Origin of the sequence: Umezawaea beigongshangensis (genome assembly GCF_016464305.1) — a bacterium.
In the GTDB taxonomy this organism is placed as follows: domain Bacteria; phylum Actinomycetota; class Actinomycetes; order Mycobacteriales; family Pseudonocardiaceae; genus Umezawaea_A; species Umezawaea_A beigongshangensis.
The window spans coordinates 209,000-233,145 of the sequence record NZ_JAEIOJ010000001.1 but is presented as its reverse complement, the minus strand read 5'-3'; the positions used below and the strand labels follow the sequence as shown (position 1 = coordinate 233,145).

Annotated in this window: 28 protein-coding genes; 16 read left to right on the top strand and 12 right to left on the bottom strand. The window is 73.5% G+C overall.

Annotation, left to right across the window (positions count from 1 at the left end; translation table 11 throughout):
• Positions 1 to 18: 18 nt before the first annotated feature.
• Positions 19 to 633: a DUF2567 domain-containing protein gene (locus IMZ35_RS01090; RefSeq protein ID WP_199438956.1), complete on the top strand. Its 615-nt coding sequence runs from the start codon at positions 19 to 21 to the stop codon at positions 631 to 633.
• Here the strand turns inward: IMZ35_RS01090 and IMZ35_RS01085 are convergent.
• From IMZ35_RS01085 to IMZ35_RS01070, 4 genes are all read right to left on the bottom strand, one after another.
• A complete protein-coding gene (locus IMZ35_RS01085; protein ID WP_307867634.1) occupies positions 630 to 1,628 on the bottom strand; it encodes an SAM-dependent methyltransferase in 999 nt (332 codons plus the stop codon). The genes IMZ35_RS01090 and IMZ35_RS01085 overlap by 4 nt on opposite strands.
• A complete protein-coding gene (locus tag IMZ35_RS01080; RefSeq protein WP_199438955.1) occupies positions 1,625 to 2,896 on the bottom strand; it encodes an MFS transporter in 1,272 nt (423 codons plus the stop codon). The genes IMZ35_RS01085 and IMZ35_RS01080 overlap by 4 nt, the downstream gene beginning before the upstream one ends.
• A 160-nt stretch (positions 2,897 to 3,056) precedes the next feature.
• The gene (locus IMZ35_RS01075; RefSeq protein ID WP_199438954.1) at positions 3,057 to 3,737 is read right to left on the bottom strand and encodes an LON peptidase substrate-binding domain-containing protein; all 681 of its coding nucleotides are present in this window, start codon (positions 3,735 to 3,737) and stop codon (positions 3,057 to 3,059) included.
• A 10-nt stretch (positions 3,738 to 3,747) separates the two neighbouring features.
• Entirely contained in the window at positions 3,748 to 4,452 is a 705-nt protein-coding gene (locus IMZ35_RS01070) for an NUDIX hydrolase (RefSeq protein ID WP_199438953.1), read from the bottom strand.
• Positions 4,453 to 4,523: 71 nt separating this feature from the next.
• Between IMZ35_RS01070 and nadA the strand changes: the two genes are divergently transcribed.
• Genes nadA through nadC form a run of 3 tightly spaced genes read left to right on the top strand, consistent with a single transcriptional unit; the run spans position 4,524 to position 8,010 of the window.
• Positions 4,524 to 5,543: a quinolinate synthase NadA gene (gene nadA / locus IMZ35_RS01065; RefSeq protein WP_199438952.1), complete on the top strand. Its 1,020-nt coding sequence runs from the start codon at positions 4,524 to 4,526 to the stop codon at positions 5,541 to 5,543.
• Positions 5,540 to 7,165 carry an L-aspartate oxidase gene (locus IMZ35_RS01060; protein ID WP_199438951.1) on the top strand — a complete coding sequence of 542 codons (1,626 nt, stop codon included), beginning with the start codon at positions 5,540 to 5,542 and terminating at the stop codon, positions 7,163 to 7,165. Before nadA ends, IMZ35_RS01060 begins: the two co-directional genes overlap by 4 nt.
• Complete coding sequence (gene nadC, locus IMZ35_RS01055; RefSeq protein ID WP_199438950.1) at positions 7,162 to 8,010, top strand: carboxylating nicotinate-nucleotide diphosphorylase; 849 nt, start codon at positions 7,162 to 7,164, stop codon at positions 8,008 to 8,010. The genes IMZ35_RS01060 and nadC overlap by 4 nt, the downstream gene beginning before the upstream one ends.
• A gap of 68 nt (positions 8,011 to 8,078) precedes the next feature.
• Here nadC and IMZ35_RS01050 read toward each other — a convergent pair whose 3' ends face one another.
• Complete coding sequence (locus IMZ35_RS01050; RefSeq protein ID WP_199438949.1) at positions 8,079 to 8,858, bottom strand: carbon-nitrogen hydrolase family protein; 780 nt, start codon at positions 8,856 to 8,858, stop codon at positions 8,079 to 8,081.
• Between the two features lie 63 nt (positions 8,859 to 8,921).
• Between IMZ35_RS01050 and IMZ35_RS01045 the strand changes: the two genes are divergently transcribed.
• Entirely contained in the window at positions 8,922 to 9,548 is a 627-nt protein-coding gene (locus IMZ35_RS01045; protein ID WP_199438948.1) for a GntR family transcriptional regulator, read from the top strand.
• A 1-nt stretch (position 9,549) separates the two neighbouring features.
• On the opposite strand, the gene IMZ35_RS01040 is transcribed toward IMZ35_RS01045, so the two are convergent.
• Positions 9,550 to 10,869 carry an MFS transporter gene (locus IMZ35_RS01040; RefSeq protein WP_199438947.1) on the bottom strand — a complete coding sequence of 440 codons (1,320 nt, stop codon included), beginning with the start codon at positions 10,867 to 10,869 and terminating at the stop codon, positions 9,550 to 9,552.
• A gap of 87 nt (positions 10,870 to 10,956) precedes the next feature.
• Between IMZ35_RS01040 and IMZ35_RS01035 the strand changes: the two genes are divergently transcribed.
• Positions 10,957 to 11,637, top strand: a complete 681-nt coding sequence (locus IMZ35_RS01035; RefSeq protein ID WP_199438946.1) for a DUF2848 domain-containing protein — start codon at positions 10,957 to 10,959, stop codon at positions 11,635 to 11,637.
• A 33-nt stretch (positions 11,638 to 11,670) separates the two neighbouring features.
• Positions 11,671 to 13,257 carry an ABC transporter substrate-binding protein gene (locus IMZ35_RS01030; protein WP_199438945.1) on the top strand — a complete coding sequence of 529 codons (1,587 nt, stop codon included), beginning with the start codon at positions 11,671 to 11,673 and terminating at the stop codon, positions 13,255 to 13,257.
• A gap of 112 nt (positions 13,258 to 13,369) precedes the next feature.
• On the opposite strand, the gene IMZ35_RS01025 is transcribed toward IMZ35_RS01030, so the two are convergent.
• Genes IMZ35_RS01025 through IMZ35_RS01015 form a run of 3 tightly spaced genes read right to left on the bottom strand, consistent with a single transcriptional unit; the run spans position 13,370 to position 14,071 of the window.
• Positions 13,370 to 13,678 carry a hypothetical protein gene (locus tag IMZ35_RS01025; protein ID WP_199438944.1) on the bottom strand — a complete coding sequence of 103 codons (309 nt, stop codon included), beginning with the start codon at positions 13,676 to 13,678 and terminating at the stop codon, positions 13,370 to 13,372.
• A gap of 51 nt (positions 13,679 to 13,729) precedes the next feature.
• A complete protein-coding gene (locus IMZ35_RS01020; protein WP_199438943.1) occupies positions 13,730 to 13,885 on the bottom strand; it encodes a hypothetical protein in 156 nt (51 codons plus the stop codon).
• A gap of 6 nt (positions 13,886 to 13,891) precedes the next feature.
• Positions 13,892 to 14,071: a hypothetical protein gene (locus IMZ35_RS01015; RefSeq protein WP_199438942.1), complete on the bottom strand. Its 180-nt coding sequence runs from the start codon at positions 14,069 to 14,071 to the stop codon at positions 13,892 to 13,894.
• A 471-nt stretch (positions 14,072 to 14,542) separates the two neighbouring features.
• Here IMZ35_RS01015 and IMZ35_RS01010 point away from each other — a divergent pair, with 471 nt between their 5' ends.
• The gene (locus IMZ35_RS01010; RefSeq protein ID WP_199438941.1) at positions 14,543 to 14,764 is read left to right on the top strand and encodes a hypothetical protein; all 222 of its coding nucleotides are present in this window, start codon (positions 14,543 to 14,545) and stop codon (positions 14,762 to 14,764) included.
• The gene (locus tag IMZ35_RS01005; RefSeq protein WP_199438940.1) at positions 14,765 to 15,943 is read left to right on the top strand and encodes an aminotransferase class V-fold PLP-dependent enzyme; all 1,179 of its coding nucleotides are present in this window, start codon (positions 14,765 to 14,767) and stop codon (positions 15,941 to 15,943) included.
• Positions 15,944 to 15,979: 36 nt separating this feature from the next.
• Here the strand turns inward: IMZ35_RS01005 and IMZ35_RS01000 are convergent, their stop codons facing one another.
• On the bottom strand, positions 15,980 to 17,299 hold the full coding sequence (locus IMZ35_RS01000; protein WP_199438939.1) for a M14 family metallopeptidase: 1,320 nt from the start codon (positions 17,297 to 17,299) through the stop codon (positions 15,980 to 15,982).
• 247 nt (positions 17,300 to 17,546) lie between these two features.
• Here IMZ35_RS01000 and hisD point away from each other — a divergent pair, with 247 nt between their 5' ends.
• Genes hisD through IMZ35_RS00980 form a run of 4 tightly spaced genes read left to right on the top strand, consistent with a single transcriptional unit; the run spans position 17,547 to position 20,723 of the window.
• Complete coding sequence (gene hisD, locus IMZ35_RS00995) at positions 17,547 to 18,872, top strand: histidinol dehydrogenase (protein ID WP_199438938.1); 1,326 nt, start codon at positions 17,547 to 17,549, stop codon at positions 18,870 to 18,872.
• The gene (locus IMZ35_RS00990) at positions 18,869 to 19,972 is read left to right on the top strand and encodes a histidinol-phosphate transaminase (protein WP_199438937.1); all 1,104 of its coding nucleotides are present in this window, start codon (positions 18,869 to 18,871) and stop codon (positions 19,970 to 19,972) included. Before hisD ends, IMZ35_RS00990 begins: the two co-directional genes overlap by 4 nt.
• Positions 19,969 to 20,568, top strand: coding sequence for an imidazoleglycerol-phosphate dehydratase HisB (gene hisB / locus IMZ35_RS00985; RefSeq protein WP_199438936.1), 600 nt, complete (start codon positions 19,969 to 19,971; stop codon positions 20,566 to 20,568). Before IMZ35_RS00990 ends, hisB begins: the two co-directional genes overlap by 4 nt.
• On the top strand, positions 20,568 to 20,723 hold the full coding sequence (locus IMZ35_RS00980; protein ID WP_498063207.1) for a CG2302 family histidine operon protein: 156 nt from the start codon (positions 20,568 to 20,570) through the stop codon (positions 20,721 to 20,723). Before hisB ends, IMZ35_RS00980 begins: the two co-directional genes overlap by 1 nt.
• An 82-nt stretch (positions 20,724 to 20,805) precedes the next feature.
• Here IMZ35_RS00980 and soxR read toward each other — a convergent pair whose 3' ends face one another.
• Positions 20,806 to 21,267 (bottom strand): redox-sensitive transcriptional activator SoxR, encoded by a 462-nt coding sequence (gene soxR / locus IMZ35_RS00975; protein WP_199438935.1) that lies wholly within the window; start codon positions 21,265 to 21,267, stop codon positions 20,806 to 20,808.
• A gap of 147 nt (positions 21,268 to 21,414) precedes the next feature.
• Here soxR and IMZ35_RS00970 point away from each other — a divergent pair, with 147 nt between their 5' ends.
• From IMZ35_RS00970 to priA, 3 genes are read left to right on the top strand one after another with little or no spacing between them, the layout of a single operon-like run.
• Complete coding sequence (locus IMZ35_RS00970) at positions 21,415 to 21,996, top strand: hypothetical protein (RefSeq protein ID WP_199438934.1); 582 nt, start codon at positions 21,415 to 21,417, stop codon at positions 21,994 to 21,996.
• A gap of 21 nt (positions 21,997 to 22,017) precedes the next feature.
• Positions 22,018 to 22,647, top strand: a complete 630-nt coding sequence (hisH, locus tag IMZ35_RS00965; protein ID WP_199438933.1) for an imidazole glycerol phosphate synthase subunit HisH — start codon at positions 22,018 to 22,020, stop codon at positions 22,645 to 22,647.
• 44 nt (positions 22,648 to 22,691) lie between these two features.
• Complete coding sequence (priA, locus tag IMZ35_RS00960; protein WP_199438932.1) at positions 22,692 to 23,423, top strand: bifunctional 1-(5-phosphoribosyl)-5-((5-phosphoribosylamino)methylideneamino)imidazole-4-carboxamide isomerase/phosphoribosylanthranilate isomerase PriA; 732 nt, start codon at positions 22,692 to 22,694, stop codon at positions 23,421 to 23,423.
• On the opposite strand, the gene IMZ35_RS00955 is transcribed toward priA, so the two are convergent.
• Positions 23,407 to 24,132 (bottom strand): Clp protease N-terminal domain-containing protein, encoded by a 726-nt coding sequence (locus IMZ35_RS00955; protein WP_199438931.1) that lies wholly within the window; start codon positions 24,130 to 24,132, stop codon positions 23,407 to 23,409. The genes priA and IMZ35_RS00955 overlap by 17 nt on opposite strands.
• Positions 24,133 to 24,146 lie beyond the last annotated feature (14 nt).

The following is a 24,146-nucleotide window of genomic DNA, read 5'->3' as shown; positions in this document are numbered from 1 at the left end:
ACGGGTGGAGGAGGTCGGGTGGCGGAGCAACCGGTGGAGGTGCCCGTGGAACGGGTGGCTCCGGTGACCGAGGACGCGGCCGTCCCGGCCCCCGTGTTCGTGGAGCACTTCCCCCGCCCGCGCCCGCGCGTCGTCGTGCGGCGGGACCTGCTGCCCGCCGTGTACGTGCTGAGCACCGTGGCGGTGCTGGGCCTGCCGGTGGGCTGGTTGTGGGCGGCGCTGGCCCCCGTGCGCACCGCCGTGGTCGTCGAGAGCGGTGACGCGCGGCCCGTGCTGGGGGAGAGCTACCACCGGCTCGACGCGCTGATGATCTTCCTGCTGCTGGGGCTGGCCGCCGGTGTCGTCACCGGTGTCGCGGTGTGGATGCTGCGCGAGCGCCGCGGCCCGGTGGTCGTGCTGGCCGCGGTCCTCGGGTCGCTGGCCGCCGCCCTGCTGGCCCAGCGGGTCGGGCTCGGCCTGGCCGCCTCCGCCCACGTGCTGCCGGAGTCCGCGCGGGTGGGCGACGTGATCGTGCAGGCGCCCGAGCTGGAGACGTGGTGGGCCGTGCTGGGGTGGCCGCTCGGCGCCGCGCTGGCCTACGGGTGCAGCGCGGCGTGGAACGGTCTCGACGACCTCGGCAGGCGGCTGGGTTAGCCGATCTTGCCCACGGCGGCGTAGAAACCGGCGTGCTCGATGTTCTCGCCGAACTCCGCCGACTCGTCCGGGCGCCACCGGGTGGCGTCCACGAGACCGGGCTCGACGAGGTCGAAACCGCGCAGCAGCGCGGTGATCTCGGCGTGGGTGCGGGTGTGGACCGGGTTCGCCGAGCGCTGGTAGACGTTCTTCGCGTTCGCCGCCTCCTCCGGGTCGTGGTCGGAGGTGACGTGCGAGAGCACGACGTAGCTGCCCGGCGCCATCGCCGCCCGGTAGGCCTGGACCACCGAGGCCGGGTCGCGCTCGTCGGGCAGGAAGTGCAGCACGGCCACGGCGAGCACGGCGACCGGCTGCGAGAAGTCGATCAGCTCGGTGACCGTCGGCGCGGACAGCACGGTCGCCGAGTCGGTCAGGTCGGCCCTGGTGATGCTGGCGTTGGGGTTGTCGCGCAGGATCTGCGTGCTGTGCGCGACGGCGACGGCCTCGTTGTCGACGTAGGCCACGCGGGAGCGCGGGTCGAGGGTCTGCGCGATCTCGTGCACGTTGCCGACGGTGGGGATGCCGGAGCCGAGGTCGAGGAACTGGCGGATGCCCTGGTCGAAGCAGTACCGCACGGCTCTGCCGAGGAACGCGCGGTTGGCCCGCACGGCCTCCCGCATCCACGGCATCACCGAGAGGGCCTGCTCCGCGAGGGCGCGGTCGGGCGCGAAGTTGTGCGCACCGCCGAGGTAGTAGTCGTACATCCGGGCGGGGTTGGGCCGGTCGAGGTCGATGCCCTGGCCGGTGAGGGCTGCGTCGTCGCGTTCCATGCGACGGGAGCCTAGCCAGGCCGCACCGGCCCGCGGGAGACCGGTGCAGCCGGAAAAGTCCCTTTCCCGGTCGATGCGGCAGGTGGCGTCCGGGACGTCGGAGACGACCACGTGACCCGGCGCGCGGGTGGTCGCGAACGGCGGCCGGGACGCCGCCGGCGCGGCCGGATCGTGGACGGTCGTCACGGCAGCTCCTCGCCGAGGGTCTCGGGAAGTCCGGTCAGCGACACCACGGCGATGCCGTAGGCGAGCGCCGCGAACACCATCGCGCCACCGACGCCCCAGCTCGTGGCGGCGAACCCGACGGCGGCGGGGAACAGCGCCCCCACCCCGCGACCGAAGTTGTAGGTGAAGCCCTGGCCGGTGCCGCGCAGGTCGGCGGGGTACAGCTCGGCCAGGAACGAGCCGAACCCGCTGAAGATCGCGGAGGAGCAGAACCCGAGCGGGAAGCCGAGGAACAGCACGGCGGTGTTCGCGCCGGCCGGGACCTGCGTGTAGATCACGACCAGCGCCGCGGACAGGACGGAGAACAGCGCGAACGTCTTCTTGCGCCCCAGCCGGTCGGTGACGTGGCCTCCGGTGACGTACCCCGCGAACGCACCGGAGATCAGGAGGGTCAGGTACCCGCCGGTGCCGACGACGGTCAGTCCGCGCTCGGTCTTGAGGTAGGTCGGCACCCAGGTGAACAGCGAGTAGTAGCCGCCCTGCACGCCCGTCGCGAGCAGGGCGGCGAAGAACGTGGTGCGGCCCAGCCCGCCGCGGAAGATCGCGCCGAACGACCCGCGCCGCTCGCTGTTCGCGCGCTGCTCGGCGGCGTGCGGGGCGTCCCGCACGGCCCGCCGGACGTAGAGGATCAGCACCGCGGGCAGCGCCCCGGTCCAGAACAGCACCCGCCACGCCAGGTCCTGCGGCACGAACGCGAACACGGCGGTCGAGACGAGCACCGACAGCGCCCAGCCCACGGCCCACGCGCTCTGCACGAACGCCAGCGTCCTGCCCCGGTGGCGGGGCGCGCAGTACTCGGCGACGAGGACCGCGCCCGCCGCCCACTCGCCGCCGAAGCCCAGGCCCTGGAGCGCCCGGAACACCAGCAGCGTCTCGTAGCTCGTGGCGAAGCCGCACAGCACGGTGAACACCGCGTAGGTGATGACCGTGAGGAGGAGCGTGCGCACCCGGCCGATCCGGTCGGACAGCACTCCGGCGATGGCGCCGCCCAGCGCGGACACCACCAGCGTGGTCGTGGCGAGCAGTCCGGCCTGGGCCGTGGTGATGCCGAAGTACGCCGTGATCGCGACCAGGCCGAGCGGGAGCACCTGGTAGTCGTAGGAGTCGAGCCCGTAGCCGCCGAACGCGCCGACGAAGGCGCGTCGTCCGTCGCGGCCCAGCGCGCGGAACCAGGCGAGCGGACCGGTGTCCGGAACCGCTGGAACGGGTGTGGCCGGTGTGGTGCTCACGTCGCACCTCGCAGTGTGGGTGGCGGGAACTGTGTCGTGCGTCACCGTAGAGGATTGTTGAACAATCCTTCAAGAGGGCGATCTCCTGGTTCCCCCGGCCGGAGCAACGCCGCGAGGCCCGCCCCCGGATTCGGGGACGGGCCTCGCGACGTGCGCCGGTCTAGTTCTGGTGGGGGGTGTACCCGTACTCCGACAGCGGCGCGGGCACGGCGCGCAGCGAGGTGAGGATGCCCGCCTCGCGGTTCAGCATCCGGCGCACCTCGCGCAGCCGGCGGGCGGGGGAGGTGTCCTCCAGCAGCCGCTGACGGTCTTCCAGGGACAGCAGGCAGTCGCTCGCCAGCACGTAGGACAGCTCTTCCAGCGTCGTCTCGTCCGGGGGCGACGACCAGTCCTCGCGCTGCCAGGCCGCGCCGCAGTAGCGGCGGTGGGCCGCGCGCGCGGCGTCGGCCAGCGACGGCATCACCTCGACCGCCCGCGGGGGGAGGGTGCTGTCCGGCAGCCACTCCACCGAGCCGACGAGGTACGGCGCGCTGGTGTCGTCCACCTCCAGCAGCCGGAAGCGCCGTTCGCCCCTGGTGACGACGTCGAACCGCCCGTCGGGCAGGCGTCTGGCCTCGCGCAGCAGCGCGGAGCAACCGACCTGGTGGAGGGAGTCGACGTCGTCGTCGCCCGGCGCCCAGCCCTGCTTGATGGACACCACGCCGAAGCAGCGGTCCGGCAGCGCCCCGGTGACCAGGTCGACCGTCAGCTGCCGGTAGCGCGGCTCGAACACGTGCAGGGGCAACGACGCTCCGGGCAGCAGTACCGTGCCCAGGGGGAACAGGGGGAGCGTCTCGGCCACGGCGAACACGTTACGGCGTGGAGCCGACCCCTGCTGGTCGGCCGCCGCCGGGGGGTTTGAGCACGGCGAACGGGTCGGTCACCAGGATTCCTCTTGCGCTGAAACGGAACAGGGCCGCCGGACGCCCGCCGGAGGGGCCGGGGGGCGCGGTGTCGCCGGTCGGTTCCAGCAGGCCGCGGCGCGACAGGACCCGTTGCAGGTTCGTCGCGGACACCCGGTACCCCAGCGCCGCGGAGTACAGCTCGCGCAGCGCGGAGATGGTGAAGTGCGGTGGCGCGAGGGCGAAGCCGAGGTTCGTGTACGACAGCTTGGCGGCCAGCCGGTCGCGCGCCCGCCGCACGATGGCCTCGTGGTCGAAGGCGGTGTCGGGCAACGAGTCGACCGCGTGCCAGGCCGTGTCGGCGGGGACCTCGGGATCGACGTCGGAGGGCACGAGGCCGAGGAACGCCGTGGCGACCACGCGCTGTCCCGGCACCCGGTCCGGCGCGCTGAAGACCGACAGCTGCTCGACGTGGGAGAGCTGCCGCACGTCGACCTTCTCCGCGAGCTGACGCCGGATCGACTCCTGCACGTCCTCGCGCGAGCCCAGGCCGCCGCCCGGCAGCGACCACCGGTGAGCGTGCGGTTCCCGAGCGCGCTGCCACAGCAGCACGCGCAGTGATCCGGATCTCACCTGGAGCACCGCCGCCAGTACCTCGTTCCCCGCCAGCCCCATCGGCTGATACTATCCACCCTGTTTTCGACCTATAGGCGAAAACCTGTTTCGGAGATCTGGAGGAAGACCTCATGGTCGCTACCGCATTCGTGGAGCGGATCTCGGACGGGGCGTACGACGGTGTGGCGCCGGACGCCGCGTGGCGCGACGAGGTCCTCCGGCTGGCCGAGGAGCGCGACGCCGTGATCCTCGCGCACAACTACCAGGTCCCCGAGATCCAGGACATCGCGCACCACACCGGGGACTCGCTGGCGCTGAGCCGGATCGCCGCGGCGAGCGACGCCTCGACGATCGTGTTCTGCGGCGTGCACTTCATGGCGGAGACCGCGAAGATCCTGGCGCCGCAGAAGACCGTGCTCATCCCCGACGAGCGCGCGGGCTGCTCCCTGGCCGACTCGATCACCGGCGCGGAGCTGCGCGCGTGGAAGGCGGAGCACCCCGGCGCGGTCGTCGTGTCCTACGTGAACACGACGGCGGAGGTCAAGGCGGAGACCGACATCTGCTGCACCTCCTCCAACGCCGTCGACGTCGTCGCCTCGATCCCGGCCGACCGCGAGGTCCTCTTCCTGCCCGACCAGTTCCTCGGCGCGCACGTGAAGCGCGAGACCGGGCGGGAGAACGTGCACGTGTGGGCGGGGGAGTGCCACGTGCACGCGGGCATCAACGGCCCCGAGCTGGCGCAGCGCGCCGCGGACAACCCCGGCGCCGACCTGTTCATCCACCCCGAGTGCGGCTGCGCGACCTCCGCGCTCTACCTCGCGGGCGAGGGCACCGTCCCGGCGGACCAGGTGAAGATCCTCTCCACCGGTGACATGATCACCGCCGCCCGCGACACGAGGGCCACGACCGTCCTCGTCGCCACCGAGATCGGGATGCTGCACCAGCTCCGCAGGGCCGCGCCCGAGATCGACTTCCGCGCGGTGAACGACCGGGCGTCGTGCCGGTACATGAAGATGATCACCCCGGCCGCGCTGCTGCGCTGCCTGCGCGACGGCCTCGACGAGGTCCACGTCGACCCGGAGACCGCGGCGCGGGCGCGCGGCGCCGTGCAGCGGATGATCGAGATCGGCAAGCCCGGCGGTGCCGAGTGAACCCCGAGTGGGAGGCGAGAGCCGACCTCGTGGTGGTCGGGACGGGCGTCGCCGGGCTGACGGCGGCGCTGCGCGCCCGCGAACTCGGCCTGCGGGTCCTCGTCGTCACGAAGGCGTCGGGAGCGGACGGCAACACGCGCTGGGCGCAGGGCGGTGTCGCCGTCGTCCTGCCCGGTGAGCACGAGCCGGGCGACACCGTGTCCCGGCACGTCGCCGACACCCTCGTCGCCGGAGCTGGACTGTGCGAGGCCGACGCCGTGAGTGCGATCGTCGCCGACGGCCCGGACGCGGTGTCGCGGCTCCTCGCGCGCGGCGCGGTGTTCGACACCGCCGAGGACGGCCGTCTGGCGCGCACCAGGGAGGGCGGGCACAGCACGTTCCGCGTCGTGCACGCCGGAGGCGACGCCACCGGCGCCGAGGTGGAGCGCGCCCTGCTCGCCGCCACCCGCGACGGTCGCATCCCCGTGCTGGAGGACCACGTCGCCGTCGACGCGCTGCGCACCCCGCTCGGCGCGGTGTGCGGGCTGCTCGTGCTGGACGGCGCTGGCGTGCCCGGTGTGCTGGGCGCCCCGGCCGTGCTGCTGGCCAGCGGCGGGCTCGGCCAGCTCTACCGGGCCACCTCCAACCCCGAGGTCGCCACCGGGGACGGGCTGGCGCTGGCCCTGCGCGCCGGAGCGGTCGCCGCCGACGTGGAGTTCGTGCAGTTCCACCCCACCGTCCTGTACACCGGTCGCGGCGCGCGCGGGCGCTGCCCGCTGATCACCGAGGCCGTGCGCGGCGAGGGCGCCGTCCTGGTCGACGCCACCGGCGAGCGCGTCATGCGCGGGGTGCACCCGCTGGAGGACCTGGCGCCGCGCGACGTCGTGGCCGCGGCGATCACCCGGCACCTGGCGCTGGAGCGCGGAGGGGTCGACGACCACGTGTTCCTCGACGCCACCGGGCTGGACGCGGAGCACTTCCGCGCCCGCTTCCCCACGGTGAGCGCGGCGTGCCTCGCGGCGGGCGTCGACCCCGCCGTCGACGCGATCCCGGTCGCACCGGCCGCGCACTTCGCCTGCGGCGGTGTGGTGTCCACCGTGGACGGACGCACCGGCGTGACCGGTCTCTACGCGGCGGGCGAGGTGGCGCGCACCGGGTTGCACGGCGCGAACCGCCTGGCGTCCAACAGTCTCCTGGAGGGGCTGGTGGTCGGCGCGCGCACCGCGGAGGCGGTCGCCGCCGACCTCGCGCTCGGGCTGCTGGCCGAGCCGCGCGCCGCCCTCGTGCCGGGCCTGCCCACCGCGCCCGTGGCCGACCGCGACCTGCTCCAGCGCGTCATGAGCCGCTACGCCGCCATCGGCCGCGACGCCGAGGGCCTCGCCGTCGTCGGCTCGGTCCTCGACCTGTCCACGACGAACCGCGTGCTCCGCACCCGTGCGCTCGTCGAGGACGCCGCGCTCACCCTGGCCGCCCGCGCGCTGATCGCGGCGGCGGCGGAGCGCACCGAGTCCCGCGGCTGCCACGTGCGCACCGACTTCACCGACCGCGACGACGCGCGCTGGCAGCGCAGCCAGGTCGTCCGGCTCACCCCGACCGGCCAGCCCGTGCTGGCCGATCCCGTTCTCGTGCGAGGTGCGGCGTGACACTCGGCTTCGACCTCGATCTGGACGACGTGCGGCGGGTCGTGGACCTGGCGCTGGCCGAGGACCTGCGGTACGGGCCCGACGCCACCACCGCGGCCACCGTGCCCGCCGACGCCGTCGCGGTCGCGGAGATCACCCCGCGCGCGTCCGGCGTCCTCGCGGGTCTCCCCGCGGCCCGCGCGGTGTTCGACGCCGTGCTGGGCGGGGAGTACGAGGTGCTGTCCGAGCGCCGCGACGGCGAGAGGGCCGTGCCCGGTGAACCCGCGCTGGTGCTGCGCGGCCCGGTGCGCGGGCTGCTCACCGCCGAGCGCACGGCGCTGAACCTCGTGTGCCACCTGTCCGGCGTGGCCACGGCCACCTCCGCGTGGGTCGAGGCGATCGCCGGGACCGGGGCGCAGGTGCGCGACTCCCGCAAGACGCTGCCGGGCCTGCGGCTGCTGGAGAAGTACGCCGTGCGCTGCGGCGGTGGCGCGAACCACCGGATGGGCCTCGGCGACGCCGTGCTGATCAAGGACAACCACGTGCTCGCCGCCGGGTCGGTGCGGGCCGCGATGGCCGCCGTCCGCGCGCACGCCCCGCACCTGCCGTGCGAGGTGGAGGTCGACGGTCTGGACCAGTTGGACGAGGCCGTCGCCGAGGGCGCGGAACTGGTGCTGCTGGACAACTTCACCCCGGAGCAGTGCGCGGAGGCCGTGCGCCGCGCGGGCGGTGTGCCGCTGGAGGCGTCCGGCGGCCTGACCCTGCCCGTGGCGCGGGCCTACGCCGAGACGGGCGTGCGCTACCTGGCGGTGGGCGGCCTGACCCACTCGGCCCCCGCCCTGGACCTGGGGCTGGACCTGCGCTGAGCCGGTGCGCGAGCGGCCCGCTGGCCGCTCGCGCACCGGTCGCCGGGCGGGGCCGGCGCCCGCGGACGTCAGAGGCGCCGGTTGGCCAGGACCGGGATCGTCGCGCGGGCCCGCTCGACGGCGTCGGTGTCCACGTCGACCACGAGCAGGCCGGGCTCCGCGTCCAGTTGCGCGGCGACCGCGCCGAGCGGTGTGGCCGCCGCGCTGAAGCCGATGCCGGTGGGCGCGGTGCCGGACGTCTCGCCCGGATCGGACTGTCCACACGCGACGACCCAGGTCGTGGAGTCCACCGCCCGCGCCCGCACCAGCAGCTCCCACTGCTCCTTCTTGCCGGGACCCGCGCCCCACGACGCGCCGAGCAGGACCGCGCTCGCGCCCCGGTCGGCCAGCGCGCGGAACAGCTCGGGGAAGCGGACGTCGTAGCAGGTGGCCAGGCCCAGGCCGATGCCGTCGACCTCCACCACGACCACCTCGGAACCGGGTGCGACGGTGTCGGACTCGGCGAAGCCGAACGCGTCGAACAGGTGGATCTTGTCGTAGCCCACGTGGAACTCCGCTCCGGTGGCCAGCAGCGTGTTCGTCACGCGCCCGTCCGGGGCCGGCGTGAACATCCCGGCCACGACGACCACGCCGTGCTCCACGGCGACGTCGCGCACCGCGGTCGCCCACGGCCCGTCCAGCGGTTCGGCGACCGGCGCGAGCGACACCCCGAAGCGGCACATCATCGCCTCGGGGAACAGCACGACCCGCGCCCCCCGCGCCGCGGCGGCGCGCACGCCGTCGCGCACGAGCTCCAGGTTCGCCAGCGGGTCGGTGGTCGAGTTCGTCTGGCACAGGGCGATGCGCACGGCGTCGTCTCCTCGTCGTCGCTGTTACGATTGGTATACAGGCAGTGTGCAGGGGGGTGGACGGTGACGTCCGGTCGTGAACGCGCCTACGAGTTCCTCAAGGACACCGTGCTCTCCGACCCGGAGATGCAGGGCCGGTTCGTGAGCGAACAGGACGTCGCCGACCGGGTCGGCGTGTCCCGCACCCCGATCCGCGAGGCGCTGCTGCTGCTGGCCGCCGAGGACCTCGTGCAGCTCGTGCCCCAGAAGGGCGCCTACGTCGCTCCCGTCTCCGGCCGGCAGGTGGCCGAGCTGATGGAGCTGCGCGGCATGGTCGAGCGCCACGCCGCCGAGCGCGTGCTGGCCGCGGGCACCGCGCCGATCGCCGAGATGCGCGCCGCGGTGCGGCGGCAGCGGGAGCTGCGCGGCGCGCAGGACGCCCGCGAGTTCATCGACGTCGACCGGCGCTTCCACGCCGCCCTCGTCGCCGCCACCGGCAACGAGATGCTGACGAAGATGTACGAGGGGCTGCGCGCCAGGCAGGTCCGGGTCGGCGTGGTCGCGCTGTTCCGCTCCGCCGGACGGCAGGACGCCGTGCTGCGCGAGCACGACGCCATCGTGGCCGCGCTCGACGCGGGAGACGTCGAGGCGACGGCGAAGGCCGTCTCGGCCCACCTGGAGGCGACGCTGCGGGTGCTGCTCGCCGCCTGACTCAGGCACCGGCGAGCGCCGCCAGCTCCTCGTCGTCCTCGGGACGCGGGTCGCGGCCGAGGTACAGCCCGGCGAGGGTGACCGCGCAGGCCACCGCCACGTAGGCGGCGATCACGAGCCACGTGCCGAACCCGGCGAGCAGCACCGTGAACATCAGCGGGGCGACCGCGCCGCCGACGATCCCGGCCAGGGTGTAGGCCAGCGAGCTGCCCGTGTAGCGCAGGCGCGGGCTGAACTGCTCGGAGATGAACGCCGCCTGCGGGCCGTACATGAAGGCGTGGAACGCGAGCCCCACGACGACGCCCAGGACCAGCAGCACCCGCGAGCCGGACCCGATCAGCGGGAAGAACAGGAACGGCCACACCGCGCCGCCGACCGCCGCCACCGCGTAGAGACGGCGCCGGTTGAACCGGTCGGACAGCGCGCCCGCCAGCGGCATCAGCACGAGCTGGCACGCCGACGCGACGAGCACGGCGGTCAGCCCGGCGTTGCGCGGCAGGCCGAGCTGCGTGGTGATGTAGGTCAGCACGAACACCGTGAACAGCGCGTAGAGCACGTCGGGGCCGACCCGGCACAGGATCGCGGCGATCAGCGGTCGCGTCTCGGTGCGCACCACCTCGCGGATCGGGGCGCTCGGGCGTTCGCCGCGCTCCCGGATCGCCGTGAACACCGGCGTCTCCTCCAGCTTCACCCTGATCCACAGGCCGAACGCGACGAGCACGGCGGACAGCAGGAACGCCACGCGCCAGCCCCAGGAGAAGAACTGCTCCTCGGTCAGCGCCACGCCGAGCAGCGCGAGCACGCCGTTGGCCATCAGGTTGCCCGCGGGCGGGCCGATCTGGGCGGCCGACGCCCAGAACCCGCGCTTGCGGGGGTCGCCGTACTCGCTGGACAGCAGCACCGCGCCGCCCCACTCGCCGCCGAGGCCGACGCCCTGGGCGAAGCGCAGGACCACGAGCAGCACGCCCGCCGTGCCGCCGATCGCGGCGTTGGTGGGCAGCAGGCCGATCAGCAGCGTCGCGATGCCGGTGATCAGCAGCGTGATGACGAGGATCTTCTTGCGGCCGAGCACGTCGCCGAGGCGGCCGAAGAAGAACCCGCCGAGCGGGCGCGACAGGTAGCCGACGGCGTAGGTGGAGAACGCGCTCAGCGTGCCGGTGAGCGGATCGGCGCTGGGGAAGAACAGCGGGCCGAGCACCACGGCGGCGGCCACGTTGTAGATGGCGAAGTCGTACCACTCCAGGGCGGTCCCGGACAGGGAGGCGGCGAAGGCGCGGACGAGCGCCGGCCTCCGCACCTCGTCGGTCGTCGTGTCGGGCATCTCGTCACACCTCGCGTCAGCGGCTTGTCCTCCTGCGAACCGCCTGTGATGCTGCCTGTATACAGGTCGTATGCGCAAGGAGCCGGCATGTCAGTTCTGAGTTTCGACCTCCCCGGCGGCGAGTCGGCGGAGGTCGAGGTGATCGCCCTGCTCAACGGCGGCTACGCCGGTCGCAGCCAGGAGGACGTGGCCGCGCACGTCCGCGAGCTCGCCGAACTCGGCGTGCCCGCGCCCGGCGAGACCCCCGCCCTCTACCCGGTCGCCCCCTACCTCGCGATGCAGACCTCCGAGGTGCCCGTCCAGCACGGCCGCACCTCCGGCGAGGCCGAGTGGGCGCTCGTCGTCACCGGGGACGACGAGCGCGACGTGCTGCTCACCGTCGCCTGCGACCACACCGACCGCGCGCTGGAGGTGCACGGCGTGGCGTGGAGCAAGCAGGCCGGACCCGACGTGCTGGGCCGCCGCGCGTGGCGGCTCGTCGACGTCGCCGACCGGCTCGACGCGATCGAGCTGACGGCGTGGGCCGACGGCGAGCGCATCCAGTCCGGCACCCTCGCCGAGCTGCTGACGCCCTCCCACTGGCTCGACCTGCTGCGCGAGCGGGGCCTGCTGCGCGCGGGCACCGTGCTGCTGTCCGGCACGATCCCGATGCGCGAGGGCGTGAACCAGTTCGCCGCGACCTGGCGGGTCGAGCTGCGCGACCCCGCCACCGGCGACGTCCTCGACTGCGAGTACCGGGTCACGCCCCTGCCGGACCCGATCGGCTGACGTCTTCCGGCCCAGCGGCTAGGGTCGAGAACCGTGCGCTTCCCGTTCCCGGTCGTCCTGCTCTGCACCGCTGCCGTCGCGACCGCGTGCACGGACACGACGACACCGAGCGCGGAGGGCACGGTCGACGACAGCTCCATCGTGCTGGCCGACCAGCGCGAACCCGCGACGCTGAACCCGCTGCTGGGCTTCGGCTCGCTCGGCGCGTCCAAGGTCCACGACGGGCTGGTGGCCCACCGGGCCGACCGCGCGCTGGAGCCCGACCTGGCCGCCGACCTGCCCGTGCCGTCCGCCGACGGGCGCGCGTGGACGGTGCCGCTGCGGCAGGACGTGCGGTTCAGCGACGGCACGGCGTTCGGGCCGGAGGACGTCGTGGCGACCTACCGCGCGCTGCTCGACCCGGCCGCCGGGTCCACCGTGCGGGCGTCGTTCGGCGCGCTCACCGCCGTGGAGCAGGTCGACGCCACGACGGTCCGGTTCGTCCTGGACCGGCCGCAACCGGCGTTCCCGCACCTGCTGGTGCTGGGCGTGCTGCCCAGCGAGGCGATCGTCCCCGGTGCGCCGCTGGCCTCCGCGGCGGTCGGCACCGCGCCGGTGGGCACCGGCCCCTACCGGCTCGCGGAGTGGCGCAGGGGCGACCGGCTGGTCCTGGAGGCCAACCCGGAGCACGCCGGCCCGGCCCCGCGGATCACCAGGGTCACCGTCGTGTTCGTCCCCGACGACAACACCAGGGCGCAGCGGATGCAGGCGGGGGAGTTCGACGGCGCGGCGCTGCCGCCGCGGCTGGTCTCGTCCTTCTCCGACGTCGGCGGGATGCGGGTCGTCTCCCACCGCGCCGCCGACGCCCGCGTCGTGGCGCTGCCCAGCGGCGGGCCCGTCACCGGCAACGCCGCCGTGCGCGGCGCGCTCAACGTCGCCGTCGACCGGGACAACGTGGTGAAGGCGCTGCTCGCGGGACGCGGCACCGCGTCGGGCACCCCGCTGCCGCCCGTGCTGCCCGAGTTCGCCGAACCCGGCGCCGGGTTCGCCCGCGACGCCGACGCGGCGAAGCGCCTGCTCGACGAGGGCGGCTGGGTGCCCGGCGCGGACGGCGTCCGGGTCAGGGACGGCGTCCCGGCCCGCTTCACGCTGATGTACCAGCTCGGCGACGCCGTGGACGTCGACCTGGCGACCGCGTTCGCCGCGGACGCCCGCGCCGTGGGGATCGACGTGCAGCTGGCGGGCCTCAGCGCGGAGGCCGTCGTGCCCCGCCTGCGCCAGGACGCGGTGCTGCACCACGTCGGCAACCCGTTCGACCCCGACCTCGCCACGTACCGCACGCTGCGCTCCACGTCCTCGCCGACCGGCTTCGACAACCCCGGCGCGTACGCCGACCCCGCCGTGGACGCGGCTCTGGACGCCGGGCGCACGCTGCTCGACCCCGGTCAGCGGGCCGTGGCCTACCGTCAGCTCCAGCGCGCCTGGACCGCCGCGCCCGGCTCCGTCTACCTGGCGTGGGTCGACCACACCTACGTCCTGCGCGACAACTGGACGGGGTACACCGACGTGGTCGACGGCGACTCCACCAGCGCCCTGACCTGGGGCCCGTGGTGGAACCTGGAGACCTGGACGCCGAAGTAGGGGATCGAGCCGTCACTCCGAGCGGTGAACCGCTCTGACCTGCCAGTCCACAGTGGATCGAATACTGCGGTCCGAGCGGTCGGGGGACGACCTGAAGGATGAAGATGCTGTTTCACGACATGTTCGGCGGCGGCGACGACGTCAGTTCTGACAAGTAGCGCTCCGCCACTGCTCGATCGTCGGGACGCCCGTTCCGCCTGGTGCGGGTGTCCCGAGGTCGCAGGTCGAGTCGCAGTCCTGTCCTGTCGCGTCGCAGCACCTGCTCACCGGTGAGCACGACGGCCACGTGCTCGGAGTCGTGGGTGAACGAGGAGACTCGCAGGTCCGACGCCGGTGAGAATCCGATGGGGTCCCAGTGGACGGCCTCTCCCGCCGACAGGAGCACGGCGTAGTGGACGTCCATCGTCGTGTGCACCCGCATGCAGAACTCCAGCGGTTCCCGGTCCCGCACCGGTGCGCGGCACTTCCCCGGTCAGTCGATCTCCACCAGCACCTGGAACTCGTTGCCGCGGGCGACCGGTGAAGCGAAGTGCACGAGAACCTCCAGCCTCCCGTCGTCGCGCCACAGCACGGACTTGTCGCTGCGGGTGCCGCCGACGCCTTCGACCGCGATGCTGCGAACCTCCACCCGAACCTACTTCTGCTGGCGACGGGTCACGCACTCGTTCGCGCCCACCCGCAAGCGGAAGAAGTTGAGACCGTCCTTGTCCGCGATGGACCGCACGCAGATGAAGGACCTCGTGTCGCCGTTGGGGGCCACCACGAGCAGTTGGTTCCAGCCGATCGAGCGGTAGTGGTGTCCGTCGTCCGCCATGAGGCGGAGCGATCGGGCTGGACGCCGCGCAGCACGACCCCGGGGAGCGTCGCGACTCCTCCCCGAGGAGGGACCGGCGCGCTGCGGCCGTCGAGATCGGGTTCACCCGAGCGAGCCCGTTCCGGTCTTCTGTCGACTCACCGGGAAGCTCCGGAGGGCCGGTCCGCCGAGCGCGACCCGTCGAGCGGGAGGTGCCCGTTCCGCTCGTTCTGGCCCGTGTGGCCACCAGATAGTTGAAACCTGTACCGACTGTGCGCTTCGTGATAGCGTCCGAACGTTCGAATCCCCGTACCAGGAGGAATCTGAATGCGTTCGAAGTCGCGTGCTGTTTCTGTTCTGCTGGCAGTCGTCGCCGGTTTCGCCGCCTTCACGCCCAGCGCTTCGGCCGCTGTTCCTCCGAACTGTGAAGAAGACCGCTTCTGCACCTGGTCCGTCTGGGTCAACCCCGGAAACGAATCGGCGGTTCCGACGGTGAACACCGACACCGACTGGTCCGGCAGCGCGGCCGCGTTCCGGGTCTACAACGGAACGAGTCGCTACGCGCTCGTCGAATACGGCGAAACTCTGGCCGACGGTTCGGTGCGCGAGTACGAGTCGTGCTTCAGCCACGGGTGGAACTACTTCACCAGGACCTTCACCATCACCGACGTGTCCTTCTCCGCCGAGAAGCCGCCGTCGCAGCAGCACTGCTAGATGTTCGACCTCGAGTCCGTCCGGCGCGACACCCCGGCGAGCGCCGGACGGATCTTCCTCGACAGCGCGGGGTCCTCGCTCCCGCCGCGGCCCGTGCTCGACGCGGTGATCGCCCACCTGCGGCGCGAGGCCGAGGTGGGCGGGTACGCCGCCGCCGCCGAGCGCGCCGACGAGCTGGCGGACGGGTACTCCGTGCTCGCCGAGCTGCTGGGCTGCCGCTCCGACGAGATCGCGTTCACCGACAGCGCCACCCGGTCGTGGCTCGCCGCGCTCGACGCCGTCCCGCTGGCCGCCGGTGACCGCGTCCTGGTGACCGAGGTCGAGTACGCGGGCAACGCCGTCCCGCTGCTGCGCCGGGCGCGGGAGTGCGGGGCCCTCGTGGAGGTGATCCCCTCCGACGCGGCCGGACAGGTCGACGTGGCCGCGCTGCGCGACCTGCTCGACGAGCGGGTGAAGCTCGTGTCGCTGGTGCACGCGCCCACCAACGGCGGCCTGGTCAACCCGGTGCGCGAGGTCGCCGACGCCGCGCACGCCGTCGGAGCGCTGCTGCTGCTCGACGCCTGCCAGTCCGTCGGCCAGCTCTCCGTGCGCGCGGACGAGCTGGGCGCCGACCTGATCTCCTGCACCGGGCGCAAGTGGCTGCGCGGACCGCGCGGCACGGGCGTCCTGGTGGTGCGCCGGGAGATCGCCCACCGGCTGCGGCCCCGGCTGGTCGACCTGCACAGCGGGTCGTGGACCGGACCCGGCGAGTTCGCGCTGCGCGAGGACGCGCGGGTGTTCGAGCTGTGGGAGTGCGGTGTCGCCGACCGGCTCGGGCTCGTCACGGCCGTCCGCTACCTGCTGGGCCTCGGAGTGGACGCGGTGGCGGCCGAGGTCGCCGACCGGGCGGAGCGGTTGCGCGGCGGACTCGCCGCCGTGCCCGGCGTCACCGTGCGCGACCAGGGGGAACGGCGGTCGGGGATCGTCACGTTCACCGTGGACGGGGTGGCTGCGGACGAGGTGCGCGACCGGCTGGCGGAGCGGGACGTGACGGTCGCGGTCAGCCGGGCCTCCTCGACGCTGCTCGACATGACCCGCCGCGGCCTGGACGCCGTCGTGCGCGCCTCGCCGCACTGCTTCGTCTCGCCCGAACAGGTCGACCGCGCGGTGGAGCTGGTCGCCGGACTGCCCCGGCCGTGAGCGGCCGGGGCGGTCCGGCCGCTTCCGGCACGGTCGTCAGCAGGTCTTGCCGATGATGCGCGGAACGCAGTCGGAGTAGGTGAGCAGCAGGTCCACGGCGCCGTCGTTGCGCGCGGTCTGCGCGGCGATCACCGTGTCGCGCGGGTAGAAGCCGTTGAGGCCCGAACCCGACGCGGGGTACATCTCGAAGGTGTAGCTCCAGATCTTGTGCACGCCCCACATCCAGTCGTTGATGCCGCCGTCGGTGATGTAGAGGTCGGACGACTGCTGCGGGGTGTAGCCGTTGCTGCCGGCCATCTGCCTGCCCAGCGTCGCGAACGCGTTGGCCTGGTCGGCGTTCAGCCCGGTGGCGGTGTCGTCGTAGGTGTAGCCGAAGGGCCACAGGATCAGCTCGGAGTACGTGTGGAAGTCGATGTGCGTCGTGATCTGCTGCACGCCGCCCACCACGCGGGAGTTGACGTGGTCGCGCAGCCGCGCGGTCTCGGGCGCGGAGAACGCCGCCGTGCCGCGGTAGGTGTCGCTGCTGCCGCTGCTGCTGGACCCGCCGCAGCAGCCCCACCGGTAGCCCCAGTTGCGGTTGGGGTCGGTCCCGGTGGCGGTGCTGTTGGGCTGGACGTTCTTGCGCCACCCGCGGAAGCTGCCGGTCGCGATGTCGTACTCCGCGCCGTCGGGGTTCACGCTCGGCACCACGAAGATCTCGCGGGTGTCGACCAGGTTCTTGACGGCGGCGTTCGTCGCGTAGCCGTCGGTGAAGCGCTGCACGATGCGCAGGCACATCTCCACGGTCAGGTGTTCGCGCGCGTGCTGGTTGCAGGTGAACAGCACCTCGGGCTTGGCCTGGTCGGTCGCCGGGGCGTTGCTGATCTTGATCATCCAGAGGTCGCGGTTCTGGTACGACTTGCCGATGCTGGTGAGCCTGGCCAGGTTCGGGTGGTCGGTCACCGTCTGCCGCAGCTCGGCGGTCATCTCGGCGAAGTTGTGGTACCCGGCGTAGCCCGACGGGAAGTCCAGGGTGGTCGCGTCGCCGTTCGGCGCGAAGTCGACCCTCCCCAGCGCCGCGAGCTGCGCGTCGGCGTCGCCCAGCGGGGTCAGCTCCAGCCCGGTCGCCTCCAGGGCCTTCACCTGCGACCGCTCGGCGACGACGGTCGTGGTGCCGTCCTTCGCGCCGAGCACGTCGACGCCGGTCGCGGCGACCGCGCTGCGGTCCTCCGCGCCGGGGGTCGCGATCTCGTACACGACCCGGTCGGGGGAGTTCGTCGAGACGGGCCGGTGCGACGCCGACGAGGTGACCGGCGCGGAGAGCACGAGGCTCGCTCCGAGCGCGGCGGCCACGAGGGCGCGTAGGGAGAGGTGCATGACGCCTCCATCAGGTGCAGGGGTGTGACGGAGCAGTGCCGTCGCAGCGTCGCGCGACGCGCCGGGCACGGGCCACCGCCGTTGGTCTGCAATCGCCCGTGAGCGGAGAGTGACAGTTGACAGATGGGCACGGGTGTCCGCTGAGCGGACGGTGACCGGTCGCACGCACCGCGACCGGGGACCGGCGAGCCGCACGCCTTACCCTTGACGGGTCCGCGACACGCCGACTCCCACACCGAGGACGTCCATGCTCAGCCGCACCGACCTGCGAGGTCGTGTTCCCTCCCCGGCTCAACTCCGCGCGGTGCTCCCGCGTGCAGAGGTGGACGTGGACGCGGTGCTGCACCGGGTCCGCCCGATGGTGGAGGCGGTCGCCGAGCGCGGCGTCGACGCCGTCCTGGAGTTCACCGAGCGCTTCGACGGCGTCCGCCCGGCGTCCGTGCGCGTCCCCGCCGCCGAGCTGACCCGCGCCCTGGCCGAGCTGGACCCGGTCGTGCGCGCCGCGCTGGAGGAGACGATCTCCCGCACCCGCCTGGTGCACGCCGACCAGCGCCGCACCGACACCACGACGCAGGTCGTGCCCGGCGGCACGGTCACCGAGCGCTGGGTGCCGGTGGCCCGCGTCGGCCTCTACGCGCCGGGCGGCCTCGCGGTCTACCCGTCGAGCGTGATCATGAACGTGGTGCCCGCCCAGACCGCGGGCGTCGAGTCGCTGGTCGTGTGCTCACCGCCGCAGGCCGACTTCGACGGCCTGCCGCACCCGACGATCCTCGCCGCGGCCGAGCTGCTCGGCGTGACCGAGGTGTGGGCCGTCGGCGGGGCGCAGGCCGTCGCGCTGCTCGCCCACGGCGGCACCGACGTCGACGGCGCGGAACTGGCGCCCGTCGACCTGGTGACCGGGCCGGGCAACATCTACGTCACCGCCGCCAAGCGCCTGCTGCGCGGTCTGATCGGCATCGACTCCGAGGCCGGGCCCACCGAGATCGCGGTCCTCGCCGACGCCACGGCCGACCCCGTGCACGTGGCCGCCGACCTGATCAGCCAGGCCGAGCACGACCCGCTCGCGGCCAGCGTGCTGGTCACCACCTCCGAGGAGCTGGCCGACGCCGTCGACGTGGAGCTGGTCCGGCTGGTCGCGGCCACCAAGCACGTCGAGCGCATCCGCACGGCCCTGAGCGGCCCGCAGTCCGGGACCGTGCTGGTCTCCGACCTGGACACCGGCCTGAAGGTCGTCGACGCCTACGCCGCGGAGCACCTGGAGATCCAGACGGCGGACGCGAGCGCCGTCGCCGCCCGCGTCCGCGCCGCCGGGGCGATCTTCGTCGGCGCGCACTCCCCGGTGTCGCTGGGCGACTACTGCGCCGGGTCCAACCACGTGCTGCCCACCGGCGGCTGCGCGCGGCACTCCTCCGGACTGTCCGTGCAGACCTTCCTGCGCGGCATCCACGTCGTGGACTACTCCGCCGACGCGCTGCGCGAGGTGGCCGACAAGGTCGTCGCGCTGGCCGACGCCGAGGACCTGCCCGCGCACGGCCAGGCCGTGACGGCGCGCTTCCGGGAGGCGACCGCGTGAACCCGATCGGCGAGCGCGTCGAGCTGAGCGACCTGCCGCTGCGCGAGGACCTGCGGGGCCGCACGCCCTACGGCGCACCGCAGCTGGACGTGCCGGTCCGGCTCAACACCAACGAGAACCCGTACCCGCCGACCCCGGAACTGGTGGCCGACGTGGTGCGGGCCGTGCAGGAGGTCGCGGGCGAGCTGCACCGCTACCCCGACCGCGACGCCGCGGCGCTGCGGTCGGACCTCGCGGCCTACCTGGGCGACGCGACCGGCGTGCCGCTCACCGAGCGGAACCTGTGGGCCGCCAACGGCTCCAACGAGATCCTCCAGCAGGTCCTCCAGGCGTTCGGCGGTCCCGGCCGCACCGCGCTGGGCTTCGAGCCGTCGTACTCGATGCACCCGATCATCGCGGCGGGCACCCGCACCGACTGGGTGCCCGCGCCGCGGCGCGCGGACTTCTCCCTGGACACGGCGAAGGCCGCTCTCGTCGTCGCCGAGCGTCGCCCCGACGTGGTGTTCGTGACGAGCCCCAACAACCCCACCGGCCAGAGCGTGCCGACCGAGGAGCTGCGCGAGCTGATCGCGGCGGCGCCGGGGATCGTCGTGGTGGACGAGGCGTACGCCGAGTTCTCCGACCGGCCGAGCGCGGTGTCGCTGCTCGCCGAGTTCCCGGAGAAGCTGATCGTCAGCCGCACCATGAGCAAGGCGTTCGCCTTCGCCGGTGGACGGCTGGGCTACCTCGCCGCCGCGCCCGCCGTGGTCGACGCGCTGCTGCTCGTGCGCCTGCCCTACCACCTGTCCGCGCTCACCCAGGCCGCCGCCCGCGCGGCCCTGCGGCACGCGGGGGAGACCCTCGGGTCGGTGGCGAAGCTCGCCGCGGAGCGCGACCGGGTGGTCGCCGCCCTGACGGCCGACGGCTTCGCCGTGGTGCCGAGCAACGCCAACTTCGTCCTGTTCGGCTGGTTCCCCGACACGCGCGCGACGTGGCGCGAGTACCTGGAGCGCGGTGTGCTCGTCCGGGACGTGGGGATCACCGGGCACCTGAGGGTGACCATCGGAACGCCCGAGGAGAACGACGCGTTCCTCGCGGCAGGCAAGGAGGTGAGTCGGTGAGTCGTGTCGGCAAGGTGGAGCGGACCACCAGGGAGTCGTCGGTGCACGTCGAGGTCGACCTCGACGGGACCGGTGTGGTGGACATCAGCACGGGAGTGCCGTTCTACGACCACGTGCTCACGGCGCTGGGGGTGCACGGGTCGCTGGACCTGACCGTGCGCTCGACCGGCGACGTCGAGATCGACGCGCACCACACCGTCGAGGACACGGCGATCGTGCTGGGCCAGGCGCTGCGCGAGGCGCTCGGCGACAAGCGGGGCATCCGCCGCTTCGGCGACGCGTGGATCCCGATGGACGAGACGCTGGCGCACGCCGCCGTGGACGTGTCCGGCCGCCCGTTCTGCGTGCACACCGGCGAGCCGGAGCAGTTCAACGCCTTCACCATCGGCGGGAACTACCCGTTCGTCCTCAACCGGCACGTGTTCGACTCGCTGGCCTTCCACGCGCAGATCGCGCTGCACGTGCGGGTGGAGTACGGGCGCGACCCGCACCACATCACCGAGGCCCAGTTCAAGGCCGTCGCCCGCGCGCTGCGCGCCGCGGTGGAGCCGGACCCGCGCGTCGGTGGCGTGCCGTCGACCAAGGGCGTGCTGTAGTGCCGGAGGAGGTCGTGGGTCTCGGGCTGCTGGCCCTGGCCGGGTTCCTGCTCGGCGGCGTGTGGACGACGTGGCGGACCGCGAAGGTCGTGGCCGTCGTCCTGGGGGTCTTCGCGGTCCTCGCGATCGGCGGCGCCGTCCTCTGGCTGGTCTGACCCCCACCGGCCCGCCCCGGCGAGCGTCGGGCCGCGGTCCGCGGTGGCAGCACTCCCGGTGGCCGTGCTGCCGCCGAGTCGCTCAGGTGCCGCCCTCCAGGGCGGGCTTGAGCCTCGGCGCCCCCGGCCCGTCGACGGCCTGCTGGTCGTCGGCGTTCTGGAGTAAGCAGCTGCGCAGCGACAGACAGCCGCAGCCGACGCACGAGCTCAGCCGGTCGCGCAGCCGCTGCAACGCGTCGATCCGCGCGTCCAGCTCGACCTGCCACTCCTGCGACAGCCTGCTCCAGTCCGCCTTGGTGGGCGTGCGTCCGTCGGGCAGGGTGCCGAGGGCGTCGCGCACCTTCTCCAGGCTCAGGCCGACGCGCTGCGCGGTGCGGATGAAGGCGAGGCGGCGCAGCACCGAGCGCGCGTAGCGGCGCTGGTTGCCGCCGGTGCGTTCGGAGGTGATGAGGCCCCGGTCCTCGTAGAACCGCAGGGCGGTGTGCGGAACCCCACTGCGTTCGGCGACCTGTCCGATGGTCAAGCTCTCCGGCAACCTGCTCACCAGTGCATCCTAGGTCGTTACTTCGAGCAAGGTCGAAGTTGTCGGATCACCCGGACGCCAGGTCCTCCGACGGTCCACACGGGACGTCTCCGCCCACTCGCCACCCGCCCGGCGAACCCGCTCCGGCGCAGGGGGGATGATCTACCCGTGAGCGTGCCGAGAACCGTCATCTGGACACCCGCTCCCGCGGCCGAGCTCCAGCTCGCCCTGCACCGGGCCACAGCCGGGCCCGCGGTGCTGGTCCCGGTCGCCTCCGGCACGGTGGCGCTGCCGCCGATCGCCGGGTTCGGTGTCCAGGTGCGTCATGCCGCGCGCTGCCGCGAGGTGGCCGGCCGGGCGCTGCTGCTGCGCTGGAACGCGGTGGCCGCCGTCGCCTGCTCGCTGGAGGACGAGGAGCCGCTGAGCTGCGCCGTGGGTCCGCTCCGGGCCGCCCGCTCGCTCGTGCGGTGGTTCCCCTCCCGGCACGGCGTGCGGCTCACCGCGACGCCGGGCGAGGTGCTGGGCGGCGACGCGCCCGCCGCGACCGCCGGCGGGCCGGAGGGCCTGGCCGCCGTGCTGCGCGCCGTCGGCCGTCCCGACCTGGCGCAGGTCGTGGGCCTGGTCGACGAGGGCAGGGCCGACACGTGGATCACCGGGCTGCCGGGAACGGCCGACCTGCCGATCAACACCGTGCTGCCGGTGATCCCCGTGACACAGGGCACGGCGCCCCACGATCCTCCGCTGGCCTGACCCATCGCCTAACCTGGAACCATGTCCCGCATCGTCGTGCTCGACTACGGCTCCGGCAACCTCCGCTCGGCCGAACGCGCCCTCCAGCGCGTCGGCGCAGACGTCGAGGTCACGTCGGACCACCGCGCCGCGATGGAGGCGGACGGCCTGGTCGTGCCCGGCGTCGGCGCCTACGCGGCCTGCATGGAGGGCCTGAACGCGGTGCGGGGCGGCCGGATCATCGGCCGCAGGCTCGCCGGCGGGCGGCCCGTGCTGGGCATCTGCGTCGGGATGCAGATCCTGTTCGACCGCGGCATCGAGCACGGCCAGCTCACCGAGGGCTGCGGCGAGTGGCCGGGCACCGTGGAGCGGTTGCAGGCCGACGTCGTGCCGCACATGGGCTGGAACACCGTGCGCGCTCCCGAGGGCACCCGGCTGTTCGCCGGGCTGGACGCCGACATCCGGTTCTACTTCGTGCACTCCTACGGCGTGCAGAAGTGGGAGCTGGAGCCGTCCGACCGCATCCGTCCGCCCCTGGTGACGTGGGCCGAGCACGGGGGCGAGTTCGTGGCCGCCGTGGAGAACGGCCCCCTCTCGGCGACCCAGTTCCACCCGGAGAAGTCGGGCGACGCCGGAGCGACCCTCCTGCGCAACTGGCTGGACACCCTCTGACCTCCCGAGTGTCCGGCCGGGAACCGGGCAACTAGGCTGGACCGGTGACCTTCACGCTGCTCCCGGCCGTCGACGTCGCCGACGGCAAGGCCGTTCGCCTGGTTCAGGGCGAGGCCGGCACCGAGACCTCCTACGGCGATCCGCTGGACGCCGCGCTCGCCTGGCAGAACGACGGCGCCGAGTGGGTCCACCTCGTGGACCTCGACGCCGCCTTCGGCCGCGGTTCCAACCGCGAACTGCTCGAACGCGTCGTCGGCGAGCTGGACGTGCTGGTGGAGCTGTCCGGAGGCATCCGCGACGACGCCTCCCTCGACGCCGCTCTCGCCACCGGGTGCGCCAGGGTCAACCTGGGCACCGCCGCGCTGGAGGACCCGGCGTGGTGCGCCAAGGTCGTCGCCGAGCACGGTGACAAGGTCGCGGTGGGCCTGGACGTGCGGATCACGGACAAGGGCCACCGGCTGGCCGCGCGCGGCTGGACGCAGGACGGCGGCGACCTTTGGGAGGTGCTCGACCGGCTCGACCGCGACGGCTGCAGCCGCTACGTGGTGACCGACGTGAGCAAGGACGGCACGCTCCAGGGCCCGAACGTGCAGCTGCTGCGCGAGGTCTGCGCCCGCACCGACGCCCCGGTCATCGCGTCCGGCGGTGTGTCCAGCGTGGACGACCTGCTGGTGCTCGCCGCGCTGTCCCGCGACGGGGTCGAGGGCGCCATCGTCGGCAAGGCCCTCTACGCCGGCGCGTTCACACTGCCCGAGGCGCTCAGCGCGGTGCGCTGAGCATCGCCCGTTCGATCGCCGCCACGACGTGCGCCTCGGCGTTCTCGTGGGTGATGCCGGTGCGGGTCAGCGCTCGCGCGCCCGCACCGGCACCCTCGGCCAGCACGCCGAGCAGGACGTGCTCGGTGCCGACGAAGCCGTGTCCCAGCCGCAGCGCCTCGCGCACGGCCAGTTCGAGCGCCTTCTTGCAGTGCGAGGTGTAGGGCTGCTTCTCCGCGGGCACGTGGCTCGTCCGGTCGAGCTGGTCGATCACGACCAGCCGGGTCGTGCCCTCCGCCGCCTCCAGGGCCGCGATGGTCTTCGCCGCCTGGCCCCCGCTCTCGTCGAGCATCCCCAGCACGAGGTGCTCGGTGCCGATGCGCTCGCTGAACCGCGCGTGGTGCCTGGCCAGCGCGACGACCCGCCGCGCCCGCTCGGTGAACCGGTCGAACGACGGTCCGGACAGGACCTGCGTCTCGGGCGACTCGCGGGGCACGAACCGCTTCTGCGCCGCCTGCTTGCTCACGCCGATCGACGCGCCGATGTCGGTCCACGACGCGCCGCCGCGCCGCGCCTCGTCCACGAAGTGGCCGATGAGGTGGTCGCCCAGCTCGTCCAGCTCCTCGCTCAGGCCCACGGCGGCGGTGAGGCGTTCCAGGGGATCACCGCCGGGGTGCCGGGTGGCGACCGCGACGACGAGATCGGTCAGCTGAACCGGGGACGTGGTCATCCGTCAACTCTAGG